Consider the following 24,924-nt stretch of genomic DNA (forward strand, 5'->3'; position numbering starts at 1 on the left):
ACTCCGTTCGTCAAATGCCCGGGCTATTGAACCTGGCTCCCATCATCAGGTGCAGATGCACCCTCCGGTACGAGAAAACCTGGCGTGGTATGTTGTAACCACGATGTGCGAAGGATGCGCCATGACCGAAATCACGAACACCCGAAAGCCGTGGGCGCGGATAGCGCTTGCGGGCCTTAACACTGGTCATCCGAGTCCTATGCCCCGGGGCACTAGATGATGTGGGTGCTATACATACCAATACAAGTAGGGCGATCAAAAAAATGCTGGTGGTTGCCAGTATCAGAAAACTTGGAATGGGAGCCCCGCCCGGTGATCCCGGGCGGGGCGGTTTGCTGTCAGTCGCCGTTGCGGCGGGTGTTGGGGCGCGACCAGATGAGGCTGAAGGTTTCCTCGCCGCCTTCGATCACCGTATCGTCGAAGAGGTTGGCGTAGATCGGCTGGGTGAAGCTCGGGTCGTCCAGCTTGAGGCTCAGGTAGTCGCGGCCCTCGGTCGAGCGCTTGGACCAGGCGGCCCCGATCTCGGCACGGCCGACGAAGACGCGGTGAGAGGGGGCGTTCTCGTTCGGGGTGCTGTCCTCGGGGACGATGCGGACGGCTTTCGCCTGAACGCTCAGGGTGACGATTTCTCCGACGTATTCGCTGCCGGTCTTCTTGAAGGTTCCGATGGTGGCCATGTCATATCTCCTTTTGGCTTGTCCGAGCCCGCGCCCTTCGCGGCCTCGATGGCGATCGTCAGGACCGGGGCGATCCGCCGACGCAGCCCCTGTGGCCCGCAGCGCCAGCGGAGGACGGCAAGGCCGGTCTTTCTTGTTCCGCGAGGAATGGCGGACCCGATATTGTTCGGGGGCGCCAGGGGAAGAAAGTCCGGACCGGCCGTTGCGGCCTAGGCGGTCGAGGCGTCAGCCGATCCCGGTCAGATCAGCCGCTGAGAGGCCCGCAAGGGACGCGTGGCGCAAGCCATGGGAGGAGGGAATGACAGGCTACCTCTGGACCGCGCAAGACCCCGGCAGCAGACGTCGTGCAAAGACAGGCTATGGCGTGCAGGCGGGACGGTGCATCTCCCGGACGTGCTTCGGTATTCCGGGATTGCCCCCTCTCGCCGTGTCTGTACTTGTCTGCCGTGATGTTCGGCCTGCCGGCAATCCAGGTGCATGCGCGACCGGGGCCATGCGCCATGACTTGGGTCTCAGTGATCTGGCTTTGCTCAGCCGGTCCTGCCCGACCGAAACGCTGCGGTGAAGGCGAGCATCGAGACCTTTTTCAGCAATCGGTTGCGGCGCACGCTGACGATGTTGCTGACGGCATGCACCGGCGAAAACTTCACAGGGCGTTCAGCGTTCGTCGTAAGACCTTTGCAGATGTGGGTCGGACATGGCGTTGACCTCGGACCAGCCCGACACCCGCGCCCAAGCGGTCCCGCCGACAATGAGCGCGCCCAGCCAGGACAAGAAGGTGATGGTGACGGCGCCCGCGCTGCCGAACTCGGCAAGACCCTTTGCCGCATGAAACCCGGCGATCCCGGCGGGGACCGCGTAGATCAGACCGATGGCGAGTTTGAGCGGGGCCCAACGGATGCGGTCAAAGGCGAATTCTCCGAGAGCGGCGACGAAGCCGCCGATGAAGAGGCCCGCAATGATCGACAGGAAAACGCCTTGGCCCGTTTCATACAGATACATGCCGGACGTCAGCCCGATGGCGAAGGGCAGGGCGTAGACAGCCAGGTTGAACAGGATCCAGCAGAGGGCACCGAGGCCGAACAGCGTGAAGAGGGTGGAGAAAAACATGAGGCACTCCTTTCGAGAACAAGGATCGCGCCGCCACCTCCTCCATTGGCACGGTCATATCATAGCAGAAAACGGCCCGCCCCGGGAGAGTCCGGGGCAGGCATCGGCGGAAATCCGGTCATGCCGTTGGTGCGCATTTCGGCCGGAAGTCGAAGAGGGGAATGCCCATCGCACGGGCCTTGTCGGCGAGATTTTCGGTGATGCCCGAGCCCGGGAAGACGATGAGCCCGATGGGCAGGGTGTCGAGTAGCTGGTCGTTGCGCTTGAAGGGGGCCGATTTGCCGTGCCGCGTCCAGTCGGGTCTGAAGACGATCTGCGTCACGGCGCGATTGTCGGCCCAGGCGGCGGCTATGCGTTCGGCCCCGCGCGGTGCGCCGCCGTGCAACAGGACCATGTCGGCGTGTTTCGCGTGGACGCGGTCGAGCGCTGCCCAGATGGCCGCGTGATCGTTGCAGTCCAGCCCGCCGGTGAAGGCGATCTTGGTGCCTTGGGGCAGGAGCGGTTCCAGATCGGCCCGGCGCTTCGCAGTGAGATGATCGCGGCTGTCGATCAAGGACGCGGTCAGGGTGCGGCGGTTCACGTGGCTGCCCGTGCGCGGGTGCCAGGTCTGGCCGAGATGCGCCTCGAAGCCCTCGGCGGCGAGATCGCGCATGGCCTCAAAGGCATTGCGCCGTTCGATAAGCGTGATGCCCTCCGCGATCAGGGTTTCCAGTTCGACCGAGCGGACCTCGGAGCCGTCCTGTTCGCGCTGCGCGCGTTTCTGCGCCTGTTCGTTGCTGTCGAGCTCACGGTTTATCCGCGTCGATATGCGGTGGAACAAGTTGGCCATTGACCAGAGCAGGTCTTCGAGGTCGGGCTCCAACCGCGTGTCGGACAGCGTCGAGACGAGCGCGTCGAAGATGTCGGCGACGGCGGTGCGAATGGCGTCGGGTTCCGGCAAGGGGCGGGGATCGGGCTCGTCGCTGAAGGGGCGCCAGCCATAGAGCTGCAGTTCCTCGAGCACGACGGCGGTAGAGGATCGGGTCTGAAGATGTGTGTCGGTCATGATGTCGTCTCCGGTTGTCGAAGCCCGCGCCTCTCGCGGCCTTCCCGGGCAACGGAAAAGCGGGGGCCGGATGGGTCTGCATTCTCAGGGGCCCCCATCGCGCCTGCGCGATGGGGTGGAACCGGAGCGCAGCGGAGGACGGCCATGGCCGTTGCGGGCCCGTCCGGGCTCTGCTCCGTTTTGCCCGCTCTCGGAAGGCTGGAAGGCGTGGCTCTGATCGCGGAGGCGCTGGCCGGCTGCGCCGATCCCGATCAATCCTCGGCGTGGTCGAGGAAGGCCAAGGCATCCTCGGGGGCCAGTTGCGGACGCAGATGCGCGCGCAACGCGTCGCGGCCAGAGGCTCGCAGATCGTCATTGAAATCGCCGAGACAGGGGGAGAGGTGGATTGCGTCGATCCCGGCCCCTCTGGCCCGATGCGCCAGTTGGTCTGCGGCGGACAGGCCTGCCGGATCGGCATCGACGGCGATGTACAGGTGGCGAAGATGGGCGGGCAGCTGCAGGGCTGCGAGATGGTTGGCGGACAGAGCCGCCACCGCAGGCAAGTCCGGCAGGGCCAGATGCAGGGAGAGCATGGTCTCAAGCCCTTCGCCTGCGGCCAGCACGCTGACCGGTTTGCCGATGCGAACACCATGGCCGAGGAGATTGCCCATCGCCTTGCGCGGTGGAATGACCGGGGCCTTGTCCGCAGTGGCGGGGTCAAGCCAGGTGCGGTGCAGGCCGGTGAGCCGTCCATCGAGGTCCGTCACCTTGGCGAGCAGGGCGGGCCAGGCCTCAGGCGGATCGGTCAGTGCGTGATCCTCGCGCCAGTAAAAGCAGTTCGGGTGAAACCGAAGACTGTCGAGATGGCCCAGCCCGGTGAGGCCGCGCCGCGCGAGATAGCGTTCGGCCAAGGTGCCCAAGATCGGCTGGCCCATGGCCCAGAGCCGCCGCGCCGCCTCGGGTGAGCCGCGAGAGGCTGGCGGATTGGCGGCGCGGTACCCGTCCGTCTGCGGCAGGCTGAGGAATCGGCGCGCTTCGTCCAGTGTGTCCTTCAGGCTGGTGATCCCCATGCTCAGGGCGATCAGGTCCAGAAGGTCCCCGTGCTGCCCGGTTGCGGAATCGGTCCATTTTCCGGCGGCACCGGGACCAGAAATCGGACCGGTCAGTCTGACATAGAGGCTGCGGCCCGGTGTGTTCTGCACATCGCCAACAACCCAGTAGCGGCCCTGTTTGCGCCCGTTCGTGAGGTAGTGACGGCAGGCGGCCTCGGCATCCTCGGCAAGGCGGCGGGCGATGTCGGCGGCGGGGCTGTGCATGCTCTGTGCCTCCTGTCGTGGATAGAAAAAGGGGCCCGCCATTTCTGGCGGACCCCGGCTGCCGGAACTCGGGGGGAAGGAGCTCCGACCTGCTCGAAGGTCACTCGGCGGCAGTCCGGGCGAAGGCGTCACCGGCGACGGGATCATCTTCGCCCAAATGCTCGGAGTCTCCGATAGCCGGTTCGCCGTCGTCTTCCGCCGATTGCGCTTCGCCGGTGTCGGTCTCGTCGCCGGAAGGCCCTCCATCGGCGGTGTCGATCAACTCGATCTCCGGTGCGTCCTCTCCCGGCAGGGGCGGCGTGCGCAGCGGGTCCGGCAGCCAGCTGGTACCCACGAGCAGGTCCTCTGCAGCCGTCACCATTTCCGCCTTCTTCAGCCCGGCGATCCGGTCAGCGGCGGCCTCGCCCTTCGCCTCGCGCACCGCCTCGAGGATGCGGGCCTTGGTCACGCGGCCAAGGTAGCTGTCACCCGTCGCCGTCCAGCCCGCCTTGGCCATGTCGAGCCCGACGGTTCCGGCCAGCACATCCGCATGCGCGATGGCGCGCAGACGGCGCTGGTAGGGATCGTGGACGGCATTCACGCTCATCGCCACACAATGGGCGAAGAGCGCCTCGCGGCCGCAGCTGTCGAATTCGGTCAGCGTTTTCCAGAGGTCCTCGGATGCCTTCGGCAGGTTGCGTGCCCAGGTTTCGTGACGTTGGTCGATCGCCTGCGCATAGGCCGTGTCGCCGAGGCCCGGCACCTGCGATCCGAATCCCGCGTTGCGCGGTTCGATCTCGACGCAGCTGTCGACGGCGTAGCGGTAGAAGAGCCGCAGGACCACCGCGTGCAGCGCCGCGAGGAAGGCGACCTGCGGGTCCTGGGCCAGCGCATTGCGCAGTGCCAGGGTCCGATGGGCCGTCAGTTCCATGACGAGGCGGTCGGAGAGCGGTTTCAGGCCGTCATCCTCTTCCTCCTCGTCGTCGAGAGCGGGTGAGATGGGATCATCCGCGTCTTCGATGGTCGGCTCTTCGGACGTGCCGTCGGCGATGTCCTCCACCTCCTCGACCGGCTCATCCTCGGGCCGCACATCGCCCCGCTCGACGCGCAACCGCCCGGAGCTGTCGATGCTGACGAAGGCTCCTGCCAGCGCGAGGTCGTCGGCCTCGAACCGGATCGGACGCGCCTCGAACGCCTCCATCGCCTCCTCGATCTTGCCCAACCGGGTATCGACCTCGTCGGGCAACTCGTCAGCCTCCGCATGCTCGGCCTCAAGCGCGTCGTATTCGGCCTTCAGCGCCTGGTAACTGGCGGCTTCCTCGTCGCTCATCGGTACCGCCTCGCCATGGACCCGGCGCATCCTGAAGGTGTGGCCGTAGGGGAACTCGGTGTCGACCTCGACCCATTTCCAGCCCTCGGCCCGCACCGTCTCGGCCTCCTCGGCGAGCTTCTCGCGCACCATGACGTCGAGAAGGGCGGCATCCTGCAGCCAGCCGCCGTCGTCCTGCTGGAACAGGTCGCGCAGGATCTCGCCCCCGGCCTCGACGTAATCGTCGAGCCCGACGAACTGCGCCCGCTTGTCCGAAGCCCGCACCGCACCCTCGGTCAGCATGCGGCGGATTTCGTAGGGCTGCCGGGAATAGTGCCGCTGCAGCGCCTCCCAGACCTGCTCCTGCCGCGCCTGATCGGGATTGACCGTGAAGGCCATGAGCTGGTCGAGCGTCATCTCCTCCTCGGCATAGGCGTCGAGCAGCGAAGGTGCGACGGCGGCGAGCTTCAACCGCTGCTTGACCACGCTGGCAGAGACGAAGAAGGCCGCGGCGATCTCCTCCTCGGTCCGGCCCTTTTCCCGCATCGCCTGAAACGCGCGGAACTGGTCGAGCGGATGCAGGGGCGCGCGCTGGACGTTCTCGGCGAGGCTGTCTTCCTCGGCGAGCCCATCGGTGCGCACGATGCAGGGCACAAGTGCGGTCTTGTTCATGCGCTTCTGTTTGACGAGCAGTTCGAGCGCCCGGAACCGCCGCCCGCCGGCGGGGATCGTGTACATGCCGGTCTCGGTGCCGCTGTCGTCTAGCACCGGCCGCACGGTGATGGAGCTGAGCAGCGTCCGCCGCGCGATGTCCTCCGCCAGTTCCTCGATCGACACGCCCGCCTTGACGTGGCGCACGTTCGACTGGCTGAGCATCAGCTTGTTGAAGGGGATGTCGCGCGAGGCGCTGAGGGTGATTTTCTGTTGCTTGGTCATCGGGATATCTCCGCGACGGGCCAGCCGGGAGCCACTCTCCCGACCTCCAAACCCGTCACAGAAAACCCGGCACCCCTCTCACTCTTGAGGCACCGCAGAGATCATATGGACTTGCAAAGCAATCCATATGACCTTATATTATCAGTCAAACTAGGAAGGAGCGCCAACACATGGAAAACGTTGTTCTGGAACGTCCTGCGCCGGATCGGCAGGGTGTCGCTCTTAAGGCCTTCGCCCGGATCGCGGACGCCTGGTCGCTCACCTTACGTGAGGCGGCGGCACTGGCGGATATGTCGGACTCGACCTGGAAGCGGGCGAAGAAGCCTGATTTTGCTGGGGATTTGACGCGGGACCAGATGCTGCGATTGAGCGCGCTGATCGGCCTTTACAAGTCGCTTGAGCTTTACTTCAACGAACCGATCTCGCGGGAGTGGGCGAAGCTGCCGAACCGGGGTCCGGAGTTCGACGGTGCGCGGCCCGTGGACGCGATGATCGAAGGGGGATTGCCCAAGATCCTGCGCGTGCGGGGCTATGTCGATGCACTGCGGGGCGGGGTTTGAGGATTACGTCGGTCAATGACCGTGCTCTTGTCAGGCTGATTTCCGAGACCCATCACAAGCCCCCAGTGCTGCGGGGGCTGGTCGACAGTGACGAGGAGGCCGCGGTTCTCGCCGAGATCGAAGGCGAGACCAGTGCTCGCCTGATCGCCGAAGCGCAGGGCAGCCCCGCGCTCGACCGTCGCGAACTGGCCTTCGCGCGGCGGTCTCATGACCTGACCCTTTACGGTCAGAGCCATATCAATGCGGCCTTCACCTATACGCGCCCCTCGGGCAACCGGTTCAACACCGGCGAGCGCGGCGCGTGGTACTGCGCTTGGGACATGCTGACGAGCGCGCAGGAAGTTGGGTTTCACCGGACCCGTGAATTGGGCTTCATCGGCCGCTACGAGGACGAGGCACGCTACGTGGAACTGCTGGGGGATTTCATCGGGGATTTCCCGGATCTGCACCCAGACCTGCACGGCGAGGCGCATGCGGCGCTCGATCCGGCCCCCGAGCGGGGTTACCCGGCCGGCCAGCGTCTCGCCGCCGACTTGAGGGCAGAGGGGCATCGTGGGCTGATCTACCCATCCGTGCGTCACCCGGGCGGGCGGTGCTTCGTCGCCTTCGATCCCGGTATCATCCAGAATGTCCGCCCGGGCGCGAGCTGGAAGCTGGTATGGCAAGGTGCACCCGAGTTCACGATCGAGGGGCTATAACGCCCCTCGATATCTTCATTCAGTGCTTGAGATTATCTCGATAGAGCATTGATACAAATGTATATTCAATAAAATCAAGCTTTCTCCAACAACACCTTCGCCTTGCCCTCCATCACCAGCCGCGCATCCTGCTGCGGCTTGGACCGGGCCACCGCCGTGATCCCTTGCACGAAGTCGAAGACGCTCTCGGGCGGGCGGCCTTCCTCGGCCAGCACCGTCTCGACGATCCGCCCGGTTTCAGCCTTCGAGAACCCGCGCTTGCGCAGGAAATCCTGACGGTCCTCGTCCGACCGCGCGACGATCTTCTCCCGCGCCGCACGGATGCCGTCGATGAAGGGCGCGGGTGAGGATTCGGCAAAGCGGCTGAGCGCCGGGGCGGCCTCGTGGGTGAAGCGGGAGGCGGCGTATTTGGAGTGCCGGATGGTGATCTCCTGGAAGTCCTCGACGCCCCAGAGGTTGCGGTTCTGGCAGACCGCCCGCAGGTAGAAGCTGGCGATGCCGAGCGTCTTGGCGCCGACCTCGGAATTCCAGCAGTAGAACCCCCGGAAATAGAGGTCGGGCGAGCCGTCGGGCAGCAGGCCCGCTTCGATGGGGTTCAGGTCATCGACAAGGAACAGGAAAACGTCGCGGTCCGAGGCGTAGAGCGTCGTCGTCTCCTTCGTCACGTCCACGCGCGGATTGTAGATGCCGGTCGACCAGTCGAGCACGCCCGGCACCTTCCAGCGTGTGTCGCCCGTGCCGTTGCCCGCGATGCGCTGTACGGCGGAGACCAGTTCGTGGTCGTAGATGCGGCCGTAGTCGGGGCCGGTCACGGCGCGCAGCTCGGTGCGGCCGTTCGCGACTTCCATGGTCTTGATCTGCTCGGCCCGGTGGTTCGTCAGCCCGTACTGCAGGTTGATCCCCGCCAGCGGCGCGGGAAGTTGCCGCAAGTATGCTGCGGGCGCGCCGACGAGGCTCGAGAGCTGGCCGAAGGACCAATGCGTCGGCGCGATCGGTTCGTCAGCGCCCGGCAGGACCAACCCCAGCTTTTCCGGATTGTCGCGATGCGCCTCGACTCGGATCGCCGCACTCTCCACCGTGCGCGTCCGGCTCCGCTCCGCCCGGCCTTTTACGGATGAAAAGAGATCGTCGAGCGACAGGTACCTCTCGTCGTCGGGCCGCGAGAACCACTCGGACGACACGCGATCCACGTTCGTGCCGCGCGACACATCCACCTTGTAGCCGCCGCTGATGTCACGCCCGGCATCGATAATCTCGGTATTCATGGGTTTTCTCCCGCGACGGGCGGCCGAAAGCCTCTCTCTCGACCTCCAAACCCGTCACGGGCCGGGACGGCACCCCTCTGACTCTCGGATCACTCGGCTGCGCGGGTCTCGAGTGGGGAAGGGGCGCGCGACGCGGCGAGCCGGTGCAGCGTTTCCGGGCGGATATGCGTGTACCGGCGCAGCATTTTCCAATCCTTGTGGCCGGTGACCAGCGAGACTTGTTCGATCGCGAAGCCGGCCTCGAACAGGCGGCTTGTGCCCTCATGGCGTAGATCGTGGAAATGCAGGTCCTTCACGCTGACCTCGACGCAGGCGCGCCGGAAGGCCGTTCCGACCGATTTCGAGTTGTAGGGAAAGATCCGGCCCCTTGCGCGCCCGAGTTCCTTGGCCTGTTCCGTGACCAATGCCCAGGCATCGAACCCCGTGGCGGCGAAGAGCGGGATCCGCTGGTCGTTCCCGGTCTTGTTGCGCGGGTCCTTCCTATCGCGGATCATGAGCATCCGGCGGTCGACGTCGAGATCGGTCCATGCGACGCGGCAGATCTCATCGAGCCGCATCGCCGTGGCCACCGCGAACTTCACGATCCGTGTCATCGGCAGGGTCAGGCGTTCGTTGTCATCGAAGCAACGGAAGAGGCGGTTCAGCTCGTCCGTGGTGGGGCGACGATCCCGCTCTTTGCCCTTGCCGATCAGGCCGAGACGCTTGAGCGCGACGCGCGCCAGATCGACGGGTTCTGGAGAGATATCGAGTCCGTGCACGGCCGCCGCATGGGTGATGATCATCTTGATCACGCCGATATCGATCCCGAGAGTCACCGGTCCCGCGCCTTGCTCCGCGCGCATCTTGCCGTAGTCGATCAGCTTTTGCCGGTCGAGGTGCCCGATCTTCTCCTTGCCGAGATCGCGCTTGAGCGTCGTGAGCGTGGCGGCCTTGCTGCGACGCGGCGGTTTCCCTACCTCGCACATATCGGTTATATGAAGGTCGATGAGGTCGCCAAAGGTCTGGAGGCGGGAAACGGACGACTTGTTCGGCGCCAGCCCCTGATCGACCCGGGTCTCCGCTTGGCGGGCCCAACGATGGGCGTCGTCGCGGCGGAGGAACGTCTCGCTCGCGTAGCGGCCCTTTCGTCTGATCTGGACCCGGTATGCACCGGAGGGGAGCTTGGTGATGGAGGCCATTTTCGTGTGCGCTGTGTGTGCAATGAGTCGTCGTAGAGGGGCAAATTCGGGGATATTGGGGCGTATTCCAGCGTAGCAGCATCCGCCGCCAACAGTTTGAAGATACACAAAAAATGCAAATAAATCAACATGCTAGATTGTCCACGGCCCCTATGATGGACTGGACGGATCGGCATTGCCGGTCCTTTCACAGGCTGATGTCGCGTCATGCGTTGCTTTACACCGAGATGGTGACCGCACCTGCGATCATCCACGGGGATCGCGCGCGTTTGCTGGACCATGATGCGGGCGAGCATCCTGTGGCCTTGCAGATCGGCGGCTCGGATCCGGCAGAGCTTCGGCAGGCGACGCGGATCGCCGGTGAATGGGGCTATGATGAGATCAATCTGAATGTGGGCTGTCCCAGCGATCGGGTGCAGTCGGGCTGTTTCGGGGCCGTGCTGATGAAGCAGCCGGATCTGGTCGTCGATTGCGTGTCGGCGATGCTGGAGGTCAGCCCGGTCGAAGTCACTGTCAAATGCCGCATCGGCGTTGACGATCAGGACCCTGCGACGGTACTTCCCGACTTCATCTCGCGGCTGCGCGCGGCTGGGATCCGCCGTATCGCGATACATGCCCGCAAGGCGTGGCTGCAGGGCCTCAGCCCGCGCGAGAACCGCGATGTGCCGCCTCTGGATTACCCGCTGGTTCATGCGATGAAGGATGCGTTGCCCGATCTTCATCTCTCGGTGAATGGTGGCATCACCAGCCTGGACGAGGTTCGCGACCATCTTGAGATCATGGATGGGGTGATGGTCGGTCGTGCCGCCTATCATCAGCCATGGGAAGTGCTGGGCAAGGCCGATACGCTGTGGGGGGCGCCGCCGCCGTTCGGGTCGGCCGCCGAGGTCGCCCTTGCGATGCGGCCCAGGATCGAGACACATCTGCGTACCGGCGGCCGGATGCACCAGATCACCCGACACATGCTGGGACTGTTTCACGGCCAGCCGGGCGCGCGCGGATGGAAGCGGACCCTGTCCGAAGGCGCAAGCGCCGGCGGGATCGAGGTTTATGACGCGGCCCTGTCGCAGGTGACGCGGCTTGCGGCGTGATCAGGTTCGCTCTGGTCACAAGACCGGCATCGCGCTAGTGGCTGCGCCATGAGTGATCTGATCCTTCCCACCCTGACGCTGCTGGTCACCGGTGCGTTCGCGGGCATTCTTGCCGGGCTTCTTGGCGTCGGCGGCGGCATCGTGCTGGTGCCGGCGTTCCTGTTCGTCTTCACGCAGGCCGGTTTCGGCGGCCCGGATGTCATGCAGTTGTGTCTGGCCACGTCGCTGGCCACGATCATCGTGACCTCGCTTCGTTCGGTCATGGCCCATCATCGCAAGGCGGCTGTGGATTGGCAGATCCTGAAGGGCTGGGCGCCGGGGATCGGGCTTGGGGCGCTGGTCGGTGTGCTGACGGTGGGCGCGCTGCGGACCGCGACACTGCAGGTGATCTTCGCCGTGCTTGTGGTGGTCATCGCCAGCTACATGGCGATCTCTCGGTCGCATTGGCGGCTGTCGGACCAGATGCCCGCGGGCTGGCGCCGGATCACGATCTCGCCGTTCATCGGATTCTTCTCGGTTCTGCTGGGGATCGGCGGTGGCAGTATCGGCGTGCCGCTGATGACCCTGCATGGCCGCCCGATCCATCGCGCCGTCGCGACCTCTGCGGGGTTCGGCGTGCTGATCGCCGTGCCTTCGGTGTCGGCGTTTCTGTTGCTGCCGGTCACGAATGCGCCGCCCTGGACGGTCGGGTCCGTCAATCTTCCGGCGTTTCTGGTCACGATCTGCATGACGCTGATCACCGCACCGATGGGCGCTGCGCTGGCCCATCGCACCGATGCGGCGCGGCTGAAGCGCTATTTCGCGATCTTCCTGTTCCTGGTCGCGCTGAACATGCTGCGCAAGGCGCTGATGGGCTGAGATTGGACGTTGCAGGCTATTCGGCGGCCTTTTCCGCGGCCTTGGCACGATCCCACAGCCGGTCCATCTCGGCCAGGTCGCTGTCTTCGGGGCGGCGGCCCTCGGCCGCCAGCGCGGCCTCGATGGCCTGAAACCGGCGGGTGAACTTCGCATTCGCGCGCCGCAGCGCCAGTTCGGGGTCGATCTTCAGATGCCGGGCCAGATTGGCCATCACGAACATCAGATCGCCAAATTCCTCTTCCATGGCGTCCGGGCCAAGCTGGTCGCGCGCCTCGACCATCTCGGCGGTCTCTTCGGTGATCTTGTCCAGAACGTCGTCCGCACCCGGCCAGTCAAATCCCACCCGGGCCGCGCGGTTCTGCAGCTTGATCGCGCGCGTCAGCGCCGGCAGTCCCAGCGCAACGCCGTCCAGCGTGCCGCGTTCGGCCTTCCCCGCACGTTCGACCGCCTTGATCGCCTCCCAATCGCGGACCTGCTGTTCTGCCGACTTGTCGCGGGATTCGTCGCCGAACACATGCGGATGGCGGAAGATCAGCTTGTCGGAAATCGCCGCGGCACAGTCGGCGAAATCGAACATCCGGGCCTCGCGCGCCATCTGGGCGTGGAAGACCACCTGCAACAGCAGATCGCCCAGTTCACCGGGCAGCTCGTCCCATGCACGGCGCTGGATCGCGTCTTCGACCTCGTGCGCTTCCTCGATCGTATAGGGCGCGATCGACGCGAAATCCTGTTCGATATCCCACGGGCAGCCCGTCGCGGGATCGCGCAGCGCGGCCATGATGTCGATCAGCCGGCTGATTTCGGCTGCCGGATCGCGGGTCGGATTGGTCATTGCAACTTCCCCGTGCAGGGTTCAGATGCAGAACCGAGTGCCACAGCCCGAGGCCCGAGTCCACATGCCCGTCCTGAACCGAATCGCCGATTTCGCCGACGACATGACCGCTTGGCGCCGCCATCTGCACCAGCATCCCGAGCTGGGATTCGAGTGTCATCGGACGGCGGCCTTCGTGGCAGACCGGCTTCGCGATTTCGGCGTGGACGAGATCCACGAAGGGATCGGCCGGACCGGGATCGTCGCGATCGTGCAGGGGCAGGGCGACGGCCCGACCATCGGGCTGCGCGCTGACATGGATGCCCTGCCGCTGGAGGAAACAAGCGGGGCGGAGTGGACCTCGACCGTGCCGGGCCGGATGCATGCCTGCGGGCATGACGGGCATACGACGATGCTTCTGGGGGCGGCGAGATACCTGTCCGAGACGCGCAATTTCGCCGGTAGTGTGGCCCTGATCTTTCAGCCTGCGGAGGAAGATGGCGGCGGCGGTGACGCGATGGTCCGTGACGGCATGATGGAGCGTTTCGGCATCACGCGCGTCTTTGCGATGCACAACAATCCGGGCCAGCCAACCGGCAGTTTCCGAACGACTCCGGGGCCGATCATGGCGGCTGTCGACGGGTTCGAGATCCATGTCACGGGTCGCGGGGGACACGGCGCCATGCCGCATCTGACAGCCGATCCGATCGTGGCGACGGTGTCGATCGTCAGCGCGATTCAGACCATTTCCAGCCGCAATCACTATGCGCTGGACGACCTGGCGCTGTCGGTCACGCAGATCCACACCGGCAGCGCCGACAATATCGTGCCGGATACCGCTTGGATCTGCGGCACGGTCCGCACCTTCGATCCCGAGGTGCGCGACATGGTTCGCCGCCGGATGACGCAGATCTGTGCGGGGCAGGGGACGGCCTATTACGTGACCGCGCGGCTTGACTGGCTTGAAGGCTATCCCGCGACGGTCAACGATCCCGAACAGACCGCATTCGCTGCACAGGTCGCGCGCGAGATCGCCGGCGAGGCGCTGGTCTGCGACGATGCCGGACGAGAGATGGGTGCCGAGGATTTCAGTTTCATGCTGAATGCACGACCCGGTTGCTATCTGTTCCTGGGGCAGGGCGATGGGCCGGGGGTTCACAACCCCGGTTACGATTTCAACGACGAGATCGCGCCAGTCGGGGCCAGTTTCCTTGCCCGCCTTGTCGAACGCGCGCAGCCGGTGGACCGCTAGTCCCGTTCACGAACCCGTTTCTGCATCTTGCAGGATGTCGTGTCCGGCCTTTCTTGCCAATGATCGGCGGCGCGGATAGGTTGCGCGCCAATTCGAGGGGCCGGTTTCTCCGGTCCGGACACCGAAAGGAAGATTGATGTTCGCAACCCCCGCCTTTGCCCAGGCTGCCGGCGGCGCCGGAACCGGTGCCGCTTTCGCCCAATTCATCCCGCTGATCCTGATCTTCGCGATCATGTATTTCCTGATGATCCGGCCGCAGCAAAAGCGGGTCAAGCAGCACCGTGCGATGGTCGAGGCGCTGAAAAAGGGCGATCAGGTCATCACCCAGGGCGGCATTCTGGGCAAGGTCACCTCGGTTCGTGATGACGAACTGGAAGTCGAGATCGCGCAGGGCGTCAAGGTCCGCATCGTCCGCTCGACCGTGTCGCAGGTGCTGAGCAAGACCGAACCGGCTGCCGCCAATTCCTGAGCCGCCACAACCTGAAAGGCGCAAGCCGAGATGCTTCAGATCGACCGATGGAAGCGCATCCTGATCATCGGGATATGCCTTCTGGGTCTGGCCTATGCCATGCCCAACCTGTTCTACAATCGGGTCGAGGCGCATAACGACGCCGTGGCCAGTATCGAGAAAACCGGCGTGACGACACCGGAACTGGTGGCGGCACGGGATGCCTGGCCCGGCTGGCTGCCAAGCGGGCTGGTCAATCTTGGACTGGACCTTCGCGGTGGGGCGCATCTTCTTGGCGAAGTGCAGGTCGATCAGGTTTACAAGGCGCGCATGGATGCGCTGTGGCCGGAACTGCGCCGCGCGTTGGCCGATGAGCGTGCCACGATCGGCGCGGTGCGGCGTGTCGCGGCCCCCGACGGCACTCTGAAGATCGAGATCGGCAACCCCGACCAGCTGTCGCGCGCGGTCGAGATCGTGCGCGGTTTTTCCGAACCCGTCACCTCGCTGACCGGGGCAGGGCAGTCCAGCCTTGCGATAGACGCGCAGGGCGGCGCGATCACCATTCAGCTGTCCGAGGCCGAGAAGGCGATCACCGACGACCGCACCATCCAGCAATCCCTGGAAATCATCCGCCGTCGCGTGGACGAGGTCGGCACGCGAGAGCCCACGATCATGCGTCAGGGCACCGACCGCATTCTGATTCAGGTGCCGGGCATCGGATCGGCCGCCGAGCTGAAGGCGCTGATCGGCACGACCGCCAAGCTGACCTTCAATTCCGTCGTCGGCACCGCTGCCGATCCGGATGCGCGCGCAGGGATCGGGCAGGTTGTGCTGCCCGCGGCCGATCAGGAAGGCGTGTATTACACCATTGAGGAAACGCCCGTTGTCACCGGCGAAGAACTGACCGATGCACTGCCATCGACCGATCAGAACGGCATGCCGTCGGTGGATTTCCGATTCAACCCGACCGGGGCGCGCAAGTTCGGTGCCTATACCAGCGCCAATGTCGGTCAGCCCTTCGCGATCGTGCTGGACGACCAGGTGATTTCGGCGCCGGTGATCCGGCAGGCCATCACCACCGGCTCGGGCCAGATCTCGGGCTCGATGGACTATGAAGAGGCGAACCGCCTGGCTGTGTTGCTGCGTGCGGGCGCCCTGCCGGCGGAACTGACCTTCCTCGAGGAACGGACCGTCGGTCCCGAACTGGGACAGGACAGCATCGACGCGGGCAAGATCGCGGCCAGTGTCGGCTTCGTCGCGGTTATCGTGCTGATGTGCCTGTCCTACGGGCTGCTCGGGGTGTTTGCCTCGGTCGCGCTGGCGGTGAACATGGGCATGATCTTCGGCGTGCTGTCGATGATCGGGGCGACACTGACGCTGCCCGGTATCGCGGGCATCGTTCTGACCATCGGCATGGCGGTTGACGCCAACGTGCTTGTGTTCGAACGGATCCGCGAAGAGCTGAAGACCGCGCGCGGCCCGGCCCGTGCCATCCAACTGGGCTACGAGAAGGCGATGTCCGCCATCGTGGACGCCAATATCACCACGCTGATCATCGCCGCGATCCTGTTCGTTCTGGGCTCGGGGCCGGTCAAGGGGTTTGCCGTGACGCTGACCATCGGTATCGTCACCTCTGTCTTCACCGCGCTGTATGTGACGCGGCTGATGACGGTGGCGTGGTTCGAACGTTCCCGCCCGCGCAAGATCGAGGTTTGACATGGCATTTCGTCTGAAACTTGTCCCCGACGAAACGCGGATCGATTTCTTCCGCTGGCAGGCCCTGACCTTCGGCATCTCGTCGGTTCTGGCCGTGCTGTCGGTGGTGGCGCTGTTCATGTTCGGCCTGAATTTCGGGATCGACTTCAAGGGCGGCACCACGATCCGCACCGAATCCGTTCAGCAGGTGGATGTCGGTGAATACCGCGCCGCGTTGCAGCCGCTGAATCTGGGCGATGTCGCGATCACGCAGGTCTATGACCCGACCTTCCGCGAGGATCAGCATGTCGCGCAGGTTCGTATCAGCGCGCAGGAAGGCACCGAATCCGTCACCCCCGAGACCATCGCTGCGGTCGAGACGGCGTTGCAGCAGGTCGATCCGTCGATCACCTTCCCGTCGGTCGAATCAGTCGGCCCGAAGGTGTCGGGTGAACTGATCCAGACCGCGGTCTATGCGGTGCTGGCGTCGCTTGTGGCGATCTCCTTCTATATCTGGCTGCGCTTCGAATGGCAGTTCTCGATGGGCGCGATCGTGTCGCTGGTTCATGACGTGCTGATCACCATGGGGGTGTTTGCGGTGTTCCAGATCAAGTTCGACCTGACCACCATCGCAGCCCTTCTGACCATTGTCGGCTATTCGATCAACGATACCGTGGTTGTCTTCGACCGGCTGCGCGAAAACCTGATGAAATACAAGAAACGTCCGCTGCGCGATCTGATGAACCTGTCGGTGAACGAAACCCTGTCGCGGACGGTGATGACCTCGGGCACGACGCTGGTCGCCCTGATCGCGCTCTTGGTGCTGGGCGGGGATGTGATCCGCGGCTTTGTCTTCGCCATCACCTTCGGCATCATCATCGGCACCTATTCGTCGATCTACGTCGCCAAGAACGTGGTGCTGTGGCTGGGCGTCAAGCGCGACTGGTCGAAAAAGGACCCCAAGCAGGACGGCTCGCCCTTCTCGGGCGCCGAGGCGCCCTGATGGCGATGAAGCCCACCGATTTCGACGGGGCGGTGCCGGTCGACGGCTATGGTCCCGGCTTTTTCCGGGTGGGGGGCAAGGTGTTCCAGGGGGCCGTGCTGGTGACCGAGGGCGGCGGCCGCGACTGGGGCGGATTATCCGATCAGGCGGCACTGCTGTCCCTGGCGGGCCGAATCGACGTCTTGTTCGTCGGCATGGGCGCCGACATCTCGCATCTGCCGCCGGACCTTGCGCAGGCGTTGCAGGACGCTGGGATCGCCGTCGAGGCAATGGCCTCTCCGACCGCCGCGCGGACCTACAACGTGACGCTGTCGGAAGGCCGCCGCGTCGCCTGCGCCCTTCTTCCCGTATGAGCCTGCTGACCGTCCAGGATCTTGCCGTCGCGCGCGGCGGGATGCGGGCGGTCGAAGGGGTGTCATTTTCCCTGGCGGCGGGGCAGGCGCTGATCCTGCGCGGTCCGAATGGCATCGGCAAGACGACGTTGCTGCGCACCATCGCCGGATTGCAGCCGCCGGTTCAGGGCCGGATCGTGATGCCCGACGATGCCGTGGCCTACGCGGCCCATGCCGACGGGCTGAAGACCGCGCTGACGGTGACCGAAAACCTGCGCTTCTGGGCAGAAATCTTCGGCGGTGGCGGGCTGGACGCGGCGATGACCGCCATGGACCTGCGGGGGCTCGCCGATCGCCCGGCGGCGGCGCTGTCGGCGGGTCAGAAACGTAGGTTGGGGTTGGCGCGTCTGCTGGTCACCGGTCGGAAGCTGTGGATCCTTGACGAGCCGACCGTGTCGCTTGACACGGCGTCGGTGGCGCGCTTCGCGACAGCGGTGCGGGATCATCTGGCGGCGGGCGGCGCAGCGCTGATGGCCACGCATATCGATCTGGGTCTGGACGAGGCCGGCGTGCTGGACCTGACGCCCCATCGCGCCAGGCCCGGGGTGCCGCCGCGGCCCGCAGGCTTCAACGAGGCGTTCGCATGATCGTCCGGTCCCGCTGCCGCATCCGCCCGACGCGACGCGTCGGGCAGCGCCCGGCCTTCCGGGCCCAAACCGTGCCCAATTCTGGCTGTGCGGGCCGCGGGCGTTACTCCGGGCGCTTTGCCACCGCCGGCAACGCAATGCCGGCAAGCGTGGGGGGGCAGCGGTGCTGGCGCTTCTGAAACGCGATCTTGCGCTTGCCACGCGGGCGGGCGGCGGGTTCGGACTGGCCGTCGCGTTCTTCCTGATCCTCTGCGCGCTGGTGCCGTTTGGCGTCGGACCCGATACCGGCGCCTTGCGTCCGATCGCCCCCGGTATTCTGTGGGTGGGCGCGCTTCTGGCCTGTCTTCTGTCGCTGGATCGAATCTTTGCGCTGGATCACGAGGATGGCAGTATGGATCTTCTGGCGACCGCGCCGATCCCGCTGGAAGGCGTCGTCGCGGTCAAGGCCCTTGCCCACTGGATCACCTCGGGCCTGCCGCTGATCTTGGCCGCGCCGGTCTTCGGGTTGCTGCTGCACCTGCCGGGGGCGGCGACGCCGTGGCTGATCGCCTCGCTGCTGGTCGGCACGCCGGCACTGTCGATGCTGGGCGCGTTTGGCGCGGCCATTACCGTCGGCCTGCGACGCGGTGGCCTGCTGCTGTCGCTTCTGGTGCTGCCCTTGTATATTCCGACCCTGATCTTCGGGACCGAGGTCGTTCGTCGCGGGGCCGAAGGCGGCGATCCGGCGACGCCGATGCTGTTTCTGGCAGGCATCACCGCGGGCGTGATCGCGCTGGTTCCCTTTGCCGCCGCCGCCGCGTTGCGCGTGAACCTGCGCTGATGTGACTTGAGCCTTGCCCGCGCCACCGCTAGGGAACACATATGTCGATCTGGGAATACGCAAACCCCGTCAAGTTCATGCGCCTGTCCGGCGCGATCCTGCCGTGGGCCGTTGCCGGGGCCGTGCTGTGCACGGTCGGGGGTGTCGTCTGGGGCTTCCTGACGCCGCTGGACTACAAGCAGGGCGCGACCGTCAAGATCGTCTTCCTGCATGTGCCGGCGGCGATGATGGCGATCAATATCTGGGTGATGATGCTGGTCACGTCCCTGATCTGGCTGATCCGTCGTCATCATGTCAGCGCCCTGGCGGCCAAGGCCGCAGCGCCGGTCGGCGCTGTGATGACGCTGATCGCGCTGGCGACCGGCGCGATCTGGGGCCAGCCGATGTGGGGCAGCTGGTGGGAATGGGATCCGCGGCTGACCAGCTTCCTGATCCTGTTCCTGTTCTATGTCGGCTATATCGCGCTGTGGTCCGCAATCGAGGATCCTGACAGCGCCGCGGACCTGACCGGTGTTTTGTGCCTTGTCGGGTCGGTCTTCGCGTTGCTCAGCCGATATGCGGTGCTGTTCTGGAACCAGGGGCTGCATCAGGGCGCCAGCCTGTCCGTCGCCCCCGGCGAACGGATGAGCGCGGTCTATCGCTATCCGCTATACCTGTCGATGCTGGGCTTCTTGCTGCTGTTCCTGGCGCTGCTGCTGATCCGGACCCGGACAGAAATTCGCAGGCGGCGCCTGGCCGCGCTGCAGGCTAGGGAGATTCGCGGATGATCGAACTTGGGAAATACGCTGGCACCGTGCTGGCGGCTTATGGCGTATCGGTATTGCTGCTGGCGGGAATCGTCTGGCACAGCGTCGCCGCCAACGCGCGCGCGCGAAACGATCTGCACCGGCAGGAGGGCAGGACGAATGGCTAGGCTTTCGCCGCTTGTCGCGCTGCCGCCGCTGGCCTTTGCCGCGATTGCCGGGATGTTTCTGTGGGGCATGGGGCGCGATGATCCCGATGCGCTGCCCTCGGCGCTGATCGGGCGCGAGGCGCCGACCGTGCCGGCGACGACCTTGCCCGGCCGCACCCAACTGACCGACGACATGCTGCGTGCGCCCGGCGTGAAGCTGGTCAATTTCTGGGCCAGCTGGTGCCCGCCCTGCCGAGCCGAACACCCGACGCTGACAAGCTTGTCGCACGAGATGCCGGTCTATGGCATCGATCTGAAGGACCCGCCGTCGAACGCGACCGAATTCCTCGACGAACACGGCGATCCGTTCCGGGCACTGGCCACGGATCCAAGTGGTCGTGCTGCCATCGACTGGGGCGTGACCGCCCCGCCCGAGACCTTCATCATTGATGGCGAAGGTCGGATCCTGCATCGCCATGCGGGCCCGCTGATCCGCGAAGACTATACCAACCGCTTCCTGCCCGAGCTTGAGAAGGCACGAGAGGCGGCCCGCTAGGCGGGGCTGTTCACGGGTTGCCGGGCGCCTTGCGCCCGGCGGTGCCAGCGCCCGACATTGTGCCCGTTACGCCGTTCCGCGCGATGACCCGTCGCCGGGCACCCGGATTGCCGGGCGCTGCCCGACGCCGTGCGTCGGGCGGGTCGCTTCGGCTGCATCGCGTTGCGCGCTTGCGCGTTTTGGTTGCAGGGGACAGACTGACCTCATTTGAGCATCAATGGAGGTTACGATGAAACGGAAAAGCGTTGCGGTTGCGTTGCTGGCGGGCAGCGCGTGGGCCGCGCCGGTGGTGGCACAACAGGCCACCGATGACATCGCCCCCGAGGTTTCCAGCGAGGCCGCAGGCGAAACCGCGTTCGCCGGACTAAGCCAGGGTGCCCGCGATGCGCTGACATCGAAATCCGAGGGCAAGCCGGTCACCGCGCAGAACTGGATGGTCGCGGCGGCCAATCCGCTGGCGGTCGAGGCGGGCGCCAGGATTCTGGAACAGGGCGGCAGTGCAGCAGATGCGATGGTAGCAGTGCAGACCGTTCTGGGCCTGGTTGAACCGCAAAGCTCGGGCCTTGGCGGCGGCGCGTTTTTGGTCTGGTACGACGCCGAAAGCGGCAAGCTGACGACGCTGGATGCCCGCGAGACCGCACCATTGGCGGCAACGCCAACCTACTTCCAGGATGAGAATGGAGAGCCGCTGGAGTTTTTCGATGCCGTCGTCGGCGGGCGTTCCGTCGGCACGCCTGGCACGCCCGCGTTGCTGGAAGCGGCGCATCGGCGTTGGGGGAAAGCGAACTGGGGCAGCCTGTTCGAGGATGCGATCGAGCTGGCCGAGGACGGATTCGAGGTGTCTCCGCGTCTTGCCGGGCTTGTGGCCGAGGATAGCGACAGGCTGGGCCGGTTCCCGGCGACCAAGGCTTATTTCTTTCCGGACGGCAATGCCATCGCCGCTGGCGCCACGCTGCGCAATCCCGACTATGCCCATGTGCTGCGGCGGCTTGCGACCGAAGGAAGCGACGCGTTCTACACGGGCGAGATCGCCGAGGGGATCGTCGACACGGTGCGCAGCGCCGAGGGCAATCCCGGTCTTCTGTCGGCCGAGGATCTGGCGCGATATCGCGTCATCGAACGGCCCGCCGTCTGTGCCGAGTATCGCGACCACGACATTTGCGGCATGGGGCCGCCGTCCTCGGGTGCGCTGACCGTGGGGCAGATTCTGGGCATGCTGGGCGGGTATGACCTTGCGGCGCTTGGCGCCGAGAACCCCGAAAGCTGGCGGCTGATCGGCGACGCCTCGCGGCTGGCCTTCGCGGATCGCGGCCGCTACATGGCCGACAGCGATTTCGTTCCCGTGCCGACCGAGGGGCTGGTTGCGCCTGACTATCTGTCCGAACGCGGCAAGCTGCTGTCGGGTGACGACGCGCTGCCCGAGGTCAGTGCCGGATCGCCGGGCTGGAGCCACGCGATGCTGTGGGGCCAGGACAGCGCGATCGAATTCCCCTCGACGTCGCATATCTCGATCGTCGATGCTGACGGAAACGCGCTGTCGATGACGACAACCATCGAGAACGGCTTCGGCTCGCGCCTGTTCACGCAGGGCTTTCTGTTGAACAACGAACTGACCGATTTCAGCTTCGAGACCCATGACGATGCGGGCTATCCCATCGCCAACCGTTTGGAGCCGGGCAAGCGGCCGCGGTCCTCGATGGCCCCCAGCATCGTGATGAAGGACGACCGGCCGGTTCTGGTCATCGGTTCGCCCGGCGGCAGCCGGATCATCGGCTATGTCGCCAAGGCGATCATCGGCCATCTCGACTGGGGGCTGGATGTTCAGCAAGCGATTGCATTGCCGAATGTCGTGAACCGCTTTGGCGCGATGGATGTCGAGGCCGGCACGGACGCGGCAGCCTTGACGCAGCCGCTGACCGATCTGGGCTTCGAGGTCAACGAAACCGACCTGACATCAGGGCTGCACGGAATCGCGATCACACCCGAGGGGCTGTCCGGCGGAGCCGACCCTCGCCGAGAGGGCATCGCGTTGGGAGGCTGAACACGGGCATCCGCAATAGCCGCGCATATTGCGTGTCGCGGTGTCATGTATGACGCGCGGAGAACCTGGCAATTGCCGGGTTCTTCACCTTTACCGGATCGCAGTGGGCGAGAGCATCCACGGATGTGCCCAGCATGGTCAGCATGCCCGACCCATCTGTCAACGGCAGGAGGCTAATCAGGCAATTGTTTCAGATCAATGGCGGAGAGGGTGGGATTCGAACCCACGGAACCCTTGCAGGCTCAACGGTTTTCGAGACCGCCCCGTTCGACCACTCCGGCACCTCTCCGCGCTTTTGGGTGGTGAGGCGGGGATTTAGAAGGGTAGGGGTTGAAGTGCAAGGGGGCTTGATCGAAAAAAAACCATTCCCTTGGCGAAAGGCCCGGCCATGTTACGCATGTTTTTCCTGATCGCGGCGCTGCTGGCGTCCCAGGTCGCCCTCGTCCCGGCCGTCGCGGCGCCGACCGCCAACGCCGATGCTGCGCGCGGCCGTCAGCAAGTTGTGTCTCAGTTGTGGGACGTGATGGGGATGGATGCGTTGATGCCGTTGCTGCGCGACGAGGCGCTGATCGAGGCAGAATCGATGCGAAGCGAGATGTTCGCACAGGGGCGCGAGGCCGGATGGCGTGATCGCGTGGCACAGATTCATGATCCCGCGCGCCTTGAGGCCCTGTTTCGTCGTGGCGTGCAGGGGGACCTGTCCGATCTGCCCGATCCGCAGATCTCGATGGCACTGGATTTCTATCGCACCGCGCTAGGTCAGCGGCTGATCCGGCTGGAGACATCGGCACGGCTTGCGATGCTTGATCCGGCGGTGGAACAGGACGCCCGCGAGGCGTTCTCGAAAGCGGCCAGCCACAGCGATCCGAGGGTCGAACAGATCGGCCGGCTGATCGAAGATGCCGATCTGATCGGACCCAATGTTGCCGCTGGGATGAACGCGGCGGTGGCGTTCTCGCAGGGCTTCGCGCAGGCCGGCGGGTTCGACATGGCGATGACAGAGGAACAGATGCTGGCCGACGCCTGGTCCCAGGAACCCGGCCTGCGGGCCGAGACGCTTGGCTGGATGGAGGCCTATCTGATGCTGGCCTATTCGCCACTGAGCGATGATGAGCTAGAGCGTTACATCGAATTTGCCGGCTCTGACGCGGGGCAGTCGCTGTCGGCGGTGCTGTTCGCGGGTTTCGATGCGCTGTTTCTGCAGACCTCTCGCGATCTGGGGACCGCTGCGGCGGCGCAGATGCAGGGGCGCGACCTTTGAGCCGGGCCGTGCGGCTTGCCGGTCCGCTGGCCACCCAGAAGATGCTGGCGGCGCTGGGGCTGACGGCCGAGGGGCGGCCCGAGACGGTGCAGGGAACACTGATCGGTGGCCAGCGCGCGGGAATTGACGCGGAAGATTGGCCCGTATTGCAATCCGATGGGGGCGCGGTGCCGGTGTTGCGGGCGGTTCCGACCCGCGCACTGCGGTTCTATGCCGATGTCATGGGTCTGTCTGTGGTCGAACATCCGGACGGTGAGATAATGGGGATTCGTTCCGGGCAGAACGAGGCAGCGCCATGGTCGGATCAGGATTGGCCGGATGATCTGGCTGCGGCGATCGCGCGCGAGATCGTGTCACTGCAGGATCTTCTGCCTGCGCCACAGATCGCCGCGCGGCTGCCGATGATCGCGGTCTGGGCTGAAAGCCGTCTGCGGGCGGCGGAGGGGCCGCGTTCGGGCGGCAGCCTGGTTGCGCCGCGCATGGCCGACGATCTGCGGTTGATCGAACGTCGCCAGCCCTATGCGGGGTTCTTTGCCGTGGATGTCTGGGATCTGTCGCATCGCACCCATGCGGGCGGGTTCACGCCTGCCGTCACGCGCGAAGGGTTCGTGATGGGGGACGCCGTCGTCGTGCTGCCCTGGGATCCCGTGCGCGACCGTTTGCTGGTGATCGAACAGTTCCGCGTCGGCCCGGCGCTGCGCCACGATCCCCAGCCCTGGCTGCTGGAACCGATCGCGGGTCGTATCGACGCGAGCGAAACCGTCGTGGATGCGGCCCGGCGCGAGGCGCTGGAAGAGGCGGATCTGCGGCTTGGTCGTCTGTTTCCGGCGGTCCATCACTATCCCAGTCCGGGCGCGGTGACGGAGTTTCTGTATCTGTATGTCGGCATTGCCGATCTGCCGGACGGTTCTGCGGGTGTGAACGGGCTTGATGCCGAGGTCGAGGATATTCGCGGCCATCTGGTCGATCGGGCCGATCTGTCCGCGATGGTCCGGGATGGTCATATCACCAACGGACCGCTGGCGATGCTTTCGCTTTGGCTGGACCGGCAGCACCGGGATCTGCTGAAGGACTTGTCGACTTCGTGACGCGGCCCCGCAGGCGGCGCGGGGTTGCCCAATGATGGCCGCCATGTGTAGGTATTCCGAACATTGAACCCGTCCCC

Annotated in this window: 25 protein-coding genes and 1 tRNA gene; 17 read left to right on the forward strand and 9 right to left on the reverse strand. The window is 65.3% G+C overall.

The annotated features are described in order from the left end of the window. Nucleotides 1-338: 338 nt before the first annotated feature. The 5 genes from J7359_RS09110 to J7359_RS09130 form a co-directional block, all read right to left on the reverse strand. Nucleotides 339-677 (reverse strand): DUF736 domain-containing protein, encoded by a 339-nt coding sequence (locus tag J7359_RS09110; protein WP_093741780.1) that lies wholly within the window; start codon nt 675-677, stop codon nt 339-341. Between the two features lie 657 nt (nt 678-1,334). Then, complete coding sequence (locus tag J7359_RS09115) at nt 1,335-1,787, reverse strand: hypothetical protein (RefSeq protein WP_209056330.1); 453 nt, start codon at nt 1,785-1,787, stop codon at nt 1,335-1,337. Between the two features lie 118 nt (nt 1,788-1,905). After that, a complete protein-coding gene (locus J7359_RS09120) occupies nt 1,906-2,832 on the reverse strand; it encodes a DUF2493 domain-containing protein (RefSeq protein ID WP_209056331.1) in 927 nt (308 codons plus the stop codon). A 251-nt stretch (nt 2,833-3,083) separates the two neighbouring features. Next, nucleotides 3,084-4,127 carry a toprim domain-containing protein gene (locus J7359_RS09125; protein ID WP_209056332.1) on the reverse strand — a complete coding sequence of 348 codons (1,044 nt, stop codon included), beginning with the start codon at nt 4,125-4,127 and terminating at the stop codon, nt 3,084-3,086. A gap of 100 nt (nt 4,128-4,227) precedes the next feature. Next, nucleotides 4,228-6,351 (reverse strand): ParB/RepB/Spo0J family partition protein, encoded by a 2,124-nt coding sequence (locus J7359_RS09130; RefSeq protein ID WP_209056333.1) that lies wholly within the window; start codon nt 6,349-6,351, stop codon nt 4,228-4,230. Nucleotides 6,352-6,521: 170 nt separating this feature from the next. Between J7359_RS09130 and J7359_RS09135 the strand changes: the two genes are divergently transcribed. Together J7359_RS09135 and J7359_RS09140 are read left to right on the forward strand one after the other, a co-directional pair. Further along, nucleotides 6,522-6,911 (forward strand): antitoxin Xre-like helix-turn-helix domain-containing protein, encoded by a 390-nt coding sequence (locus J7359_RS09135; protein WP_100053035.1) that lies wholly within the window; start codon nt 6,522-6,524, stop codon nt 6,909-6,911. Further along, nucleotides 6,908-7,609: an RES family NAD+ phosphorylase gene (locus J7359_RS09140; protein ID WP_209056334.1), complete on the forward strand. Its 702-nt coding sequence runs from the start codon at nt 6,908-6,910 to the stop codon at nt 7,607-7,609. The genes J7359_RS09135 and J7359_RS09140 overlap by 4 nt, the downstream gene beginning before the upstream one ends. A 74-nt stretch (nt 7,610-7,683) precedes the next feature. On the opposite strand, the gene J7359_RS09145 is transcribed toward J7359_RS09140, so the two are convergent. Beyond that, a complete protein-coding gene (locus J7359_RS09145; protein ID WP_209056335.1) occupies nt 7,684-8,874 on the reverse strand; it encodes a DUF932 domain-containing protein in 1,191 nt (396 codons plus the stop codon). Between the two features lie 89 nt (nt 8,875-8,963). Then, nucleotides 8,964-10,052, reverse strand: a complete 1,089-nt coding sequence (locus J7359_RS09150) for a site-specific integrase (protein ID WP_209056336.1) — start codon at nt 10,050-10,052, stop codon at nt 8,964-8,966. Nucleotides 10,053-10,165: 113 nt separating this feature from the next. Here J7359_RS09150 and dusA point away from each other — a divergent pair, with 113 nt between their 5' ends. Further along, nucleotides 10,166-11,143 carry a tRNA dihydrouridine(20/20a) synthase DusA gene (dusA, locus tag J7359_RS09155; protein WP_209056337.1) on the forward strand — a complete coding sequence of 326 codons (978 nt, stop codon included), beginning with the start codon at nt 10,166-10,168 and terminating at the stop codon, nt 11,141-11,143. 48 nt (nt 11,144-11,191) lie between these two features. Then, complete coding sequence (locus tag J7359_RS09160) at nt 11,192-12,001, forward strand: sulfite exporter TauE/SafE family protein (RefSeq protein ID WP_209056338.1); 810 nt, start codon at nt 11,192-11,194, stop codon at nt 11,999-12,001. Between the two features lie 16 nt (nt 12,002-12,017). Here J7359_RS09160 and mazG read toward each other — a convergent pair whose 3' ends face one another. Then, complete coding sequence (gene mazG, locus J7359_RS09165) at nt 12,018-12,833, reverse strand: nucleoside triphosphate pyrophosphohydrolase (protein WP_209056339.1); 816 nt, start codon at nt 12,831-12,833, stop codon at nt 12,018-12,020. Between the two features lie 64 nt (nt 12,834-12,897). Here mazG and J7359_RS09170 point away from each other — a divergent pair, with 64 nt between their 5' ends. The 11 genes from J7359_RS09170 to ggt all read left to right on the forward strand — a co-directional run bounded on the left by J7359_RS09170 (nt 12,898) and on the right by ggt (nt 22,498). Beyond that, the gene (locus tag J7359_RS09170; protein WP_209056470.1) at nt 12,898-14,064 is read left to right on the forward strand and encodes a M20 aminoacylase family protein; all 1,167 of its coding nucleotides are present in this window, start codon (nt 12,898-12,900) and stop codon (nt 14,062-14,064) included. A gap of 136 nt (nt 14,065-14,200) precedes the next feature. Then, nucleotides 14,201-14,533: a preprotein translocase subunit YajC gene (gene yajC / locus J7359_RS09175; RefSeq protein ID WP_209056340.1), complete on the forward strand. Its 333-nt coding sequence runs from the start codon at nt 14,201-14,203 to the stop codon at nt 14,531-14,533. A gap of 30 nt (nt 14,534-14,563) precedes the next feature. Beyond that, nucleotides 14,564-16,228 (forward strand): protein translocase subunit SecD, encoded by a 1,665-nt coding sequence (secD, locus tag J7359_RS09180; RefSeq protein ID WP_209056341.1) that lies wholly within the window; start codon nt 14,564-14,566, stop codon nt 16,226-16,228. Between the two features lies 1 nt (nt 16,229). Beyond that, complete coding sequence (secF, locus tag J7359_RS09185) at nt 16,230-17,210, forward strand: protein translocase subunit SecF (RefSeq protein ID WP_209056342.1); 981 nt, start codon at nt 16,230-16,232, stop codon at nt 17,208-17,210. Continuing rightward, the gene (locus J7359_RS09190; protein WP_209056343.1) at nt 17,210-17,563 is read left to right on the forward strand and encodes an Mth938-like domain-containing protein; all 354 of its coding nucleotides are present in this window, start codon (nt 17,210-17,212) and stop codon (nt 17,561-17,563) included. Before secF ends, J7359_RS09190 begins: the two co-directional genes overlap by 1 nt. Beyond that, complete coding sequence (gene ccmA, locus J7359_RS09195) at nt 17,560-18,189, forward strand: heme ABC exporter ATP-binding protein CcmA (protein ID WP_209056344.1); 630 nt, start codon at nt 17,560-17,562, stop codon at nt 18,187-18,189. Before J7359_RS09190 ends, ccmA begins: the two co-directional genes overlap by 4 nt. A 163-nt stretch (nt 18,190-18,352) precedes the next feature. Then, nucleotides 18,353-19,009: a heme exporter protein CcmB gene (gene ccmB / locus J7359_RS09200; RefSeq protein ID WP_209056345.1), complete on the forward strand. Its 657-nt coding sequence runs from the start codon at nt 18,353-18,355 to the stop codon at nt 19,007-19,009. Between the two features lie 41 nt (nt 19,010-19,050). Beyond that, nucleotides 19,051-19,776: a heme ABC transporter permease CcmC gene (ccmC, locus tag J7359_RS09205; RefSeq protein WP_209056346.1), complete on the forward strand. Its 726-nt coding sequence runs from the start codon at nt 19,051-19,053 to the stop codon at nt 19,774-19,776. Further along, complete coding sequence (gene ccmD / locus J7359_RS09210) at nt 19,773-19,922, forward strand: heme exporter protein CcmD (protein ID WP_209056347.1); 150 nt, start codon at nt 19,773-19,775, stop codon at nt 19,920-19,922. Before ccmC ends, ccmD begins: the two co-directional genes overlap by 4 nt. After that, nucleotides 19,915-20,457: a DsbE family thiol:disulfide interchange protein gene (locus tag J7359_RS09215; protein ID WP_209056348.1), complete on the forward strand. Its 543-nt coding sequence runs from the start codon at nt 19,915-19,917 to the stop codon at nt 20,455-20,457. The genes ccmD and J7359_RS09215 overlap by 8 nt, the downstream gene beginning before the upstream one ends. A gap of 229 nt (nt 20,458-20,686) precedes the next feature. Continuing rightward, nucleotides 20,687-22,498, forward strand: a complete 1,812-nt coding sequence (gene ggt, locus J7359_RS09220) for a gamma-glutamyltransferase (RefSeq protein ID WP_209056349.1) — start codon at nt 20,687-20,689, stop codon at nt 22,496-22,498. A gap of 199 nt (nt 22,499-22,697) precedes the next feature. On the opposite strand, the gene J7359_RS09225 is transcribed toward ggt, so the two are convergent. Then, nucleotides 22,698-22,787, reverse strand: a tRNA-Ser gene (locus J7359_RS09225). Nucleotides 22,788-22,886: 99 nt separating this feature from the next. On the opposite strand from J7359_RS09225, the gene J7359_RS09230 reads away from it, so the two are divergent. Together J7359_RS09230 and J7359_RS09235 are read left to right on the forward strand one after the other, a co-directional pair. Next, entirely contained in the window at nt 22,887-23,759 is an 873-nt protein-coding gene (locus J7359_RS09230) for a DUF2059 domain-containing protein (RefSeq protein WP_209056350.1), read from the forward strand. Beyond that, a complete protein-coding gene (locus tag J7359_RS09235; protein WP_209056351.1) occupies nt 23,756-24,847 on the forward strand; it encodes an NUDIX domain-containing protein in 1,092 nt (363 codons plus the stop codon). Before J7359_RS09230 ends, J7359_RS09235 begins: the two co-directional genes overlap by 4 nt. Nucleotides 24,848-24,924: the final 77 nt, after the last annotated feature.

The sequence above is a fragment of the Paracoccus sp. R12_2 genome (assembly GCF_017744015.1).
In the GTDB taxonomy this organism is placed as follows: Bacteria; Pseudomonadota; Alphaproteobacteria; order Rhodobacterales; family Rhodobacteraceae; genus Paracoccus.

Bases quoted from the DNA above. Each gene is read 5' to 3' on its own strand.
- J7359_RS09150 (WP_209056336.1), bottom strand. From the start codon at position 10,052: ATGGCCTCCATCACCAAGCTCCCCTCCGGTGCATACCGGGTCCAGATC.
- J7359_RS09215 (WP_209056348.1), top strand. From the start codon at position 19,915: ATGGCTAGGCTTTCGCCGCTTGTCGCGCTGCCGCCGCTGGCCTTTGCC.
- J7359_RS09110 (WP_093741780.1), bottom strand. From the start codon at position 677: ATGGCCACCATCGGAACCTTCAAGAAGACCGGCAGCGAATACGTCGGA.
- J7359_RS09135 (WP_100053035.1), top strand. From the start codon at position 6,522: ATGGAAAACGTTGTTCTGGAACGTCCTGCGCCGGATCGGCAGGGTGTC.
- J7359_RS09115 (WP_209056330.1), bottom strand. From the start codon at position 1,787: ATGTTTTTCTCCACCCTCTTCACGCTGTTCGGCCTCGGTGCCCTCTGC.
- J7359_RS09120 (WP_209056331.1), bottom strand. From the start codon at position 2,832: ATGACCGACACACATCTTCAGACCCGATCCTCTACCGCCGTCGTGCTC.
- J7359_RS09170 (WP_209056470.1), top strand. From the start codon at position 12,898: ATGCCCGTCCTGAACCGAATCGCCGATTTCGCCGACGACATGACCGCT.
- secD (WP_209056341.1), top strand. From the start codon at position 14,564: ATGCTTCAGATCGACCGATGGAAGCGCATCCTGATCATCGGGATATGC.
- ggt (WP_209056349.1), top strand. From the start codon at position 20,687: ATGAAACGGAAAAGCGTTGCGGTTGCGTTGCTGGCGGGCAGCGCGTGG.
- mazG (WP_209056339.1), bottom strand. From the start codon at position 12,833: ATGACCAATCCGACCCGCGATCCGGCAGCCGAAATCAGCCGGCTGATC.
- ccmD (WP_209056347.1), top strand. From the start codon at position 19,773: ATGATCGAACTTGGGAAATACGCTGGCACCGTGCTGGCGGCTTATGGC.
- J7359_RS09125 (WP_209056332.1), bottom strand. From the start codon at position 4,127: ATGCACAGCCCCGCCGCCGACATCGCCCGCCGCCTTGCCGAGGATGCC.
- J7359_RS09190 (WP_209056343.1), top strand. From the start codon at position 17,210: ATGGCGATGAAGCCCACCGATTTCGACGGGGCGGTGCCGGTCGACGGC.
- J7359_RS09130 (WP_209056333.1), bottom strand. From the start codon at position 6,351: ATGACCAAGCAACAGAAAATCACCCTCAGCGCCTCGCGCGACATCCCC.
- yajC (WP_209056340.1), top strand. From the start codon at position 14,201: ATGTTCGCAACCCCCGCCTTTGCCCAGGCTGCCGGCGGCGCCGGAACC.
- J7359_RS09145 (WP_209056335.1), bottom strand. From the start codon at position 8,874: ATGAATACCGAGATTATCGATGCCGGGCGTGACATCAGCGGCGGCTAC.
- dusA (WP_209056337.1), top strand. From the start codon at position 10,166: ATGCAAATAAATCAACATGCTAGATTGTCCACGGCCCCTATGATGGAC.
- ccmA (WP_209056344.1), top strand. From the start codon at position 17,560: ATGAGCCTGCTGACCGTCCAGGATCTTGCCGTCGCGCGCGGCGGGATG.
- J7359_RS09230 (WP_209056350.1), top strand. From the start codon at position 22,887: ATGTTACGCATGTTTTTCCTGATCGCGGCGCTGCTGGCGTCCCAGGTC.
- J7359_RS09160 (WP_209056338.1), top strand. From the start codon at position 11,192: ATGAGTGATCTGATCCTTCCCACCCTGACGCTGCTGGTCACCGGTGCG.
- ccmC (WP_209056346.1), top strand. From the start codon at position 19,051: ATGTCGATCTGGGAATACGCAAACCCCGTCAAGTTCATGCGCCTGTCC.
- secF (WP_209056342.1), top strand. From the start codon at position 16,230: ATGGCATTTCGTCTGAAACTTGTCCCCGACGAAACGCGGATCGATTTC.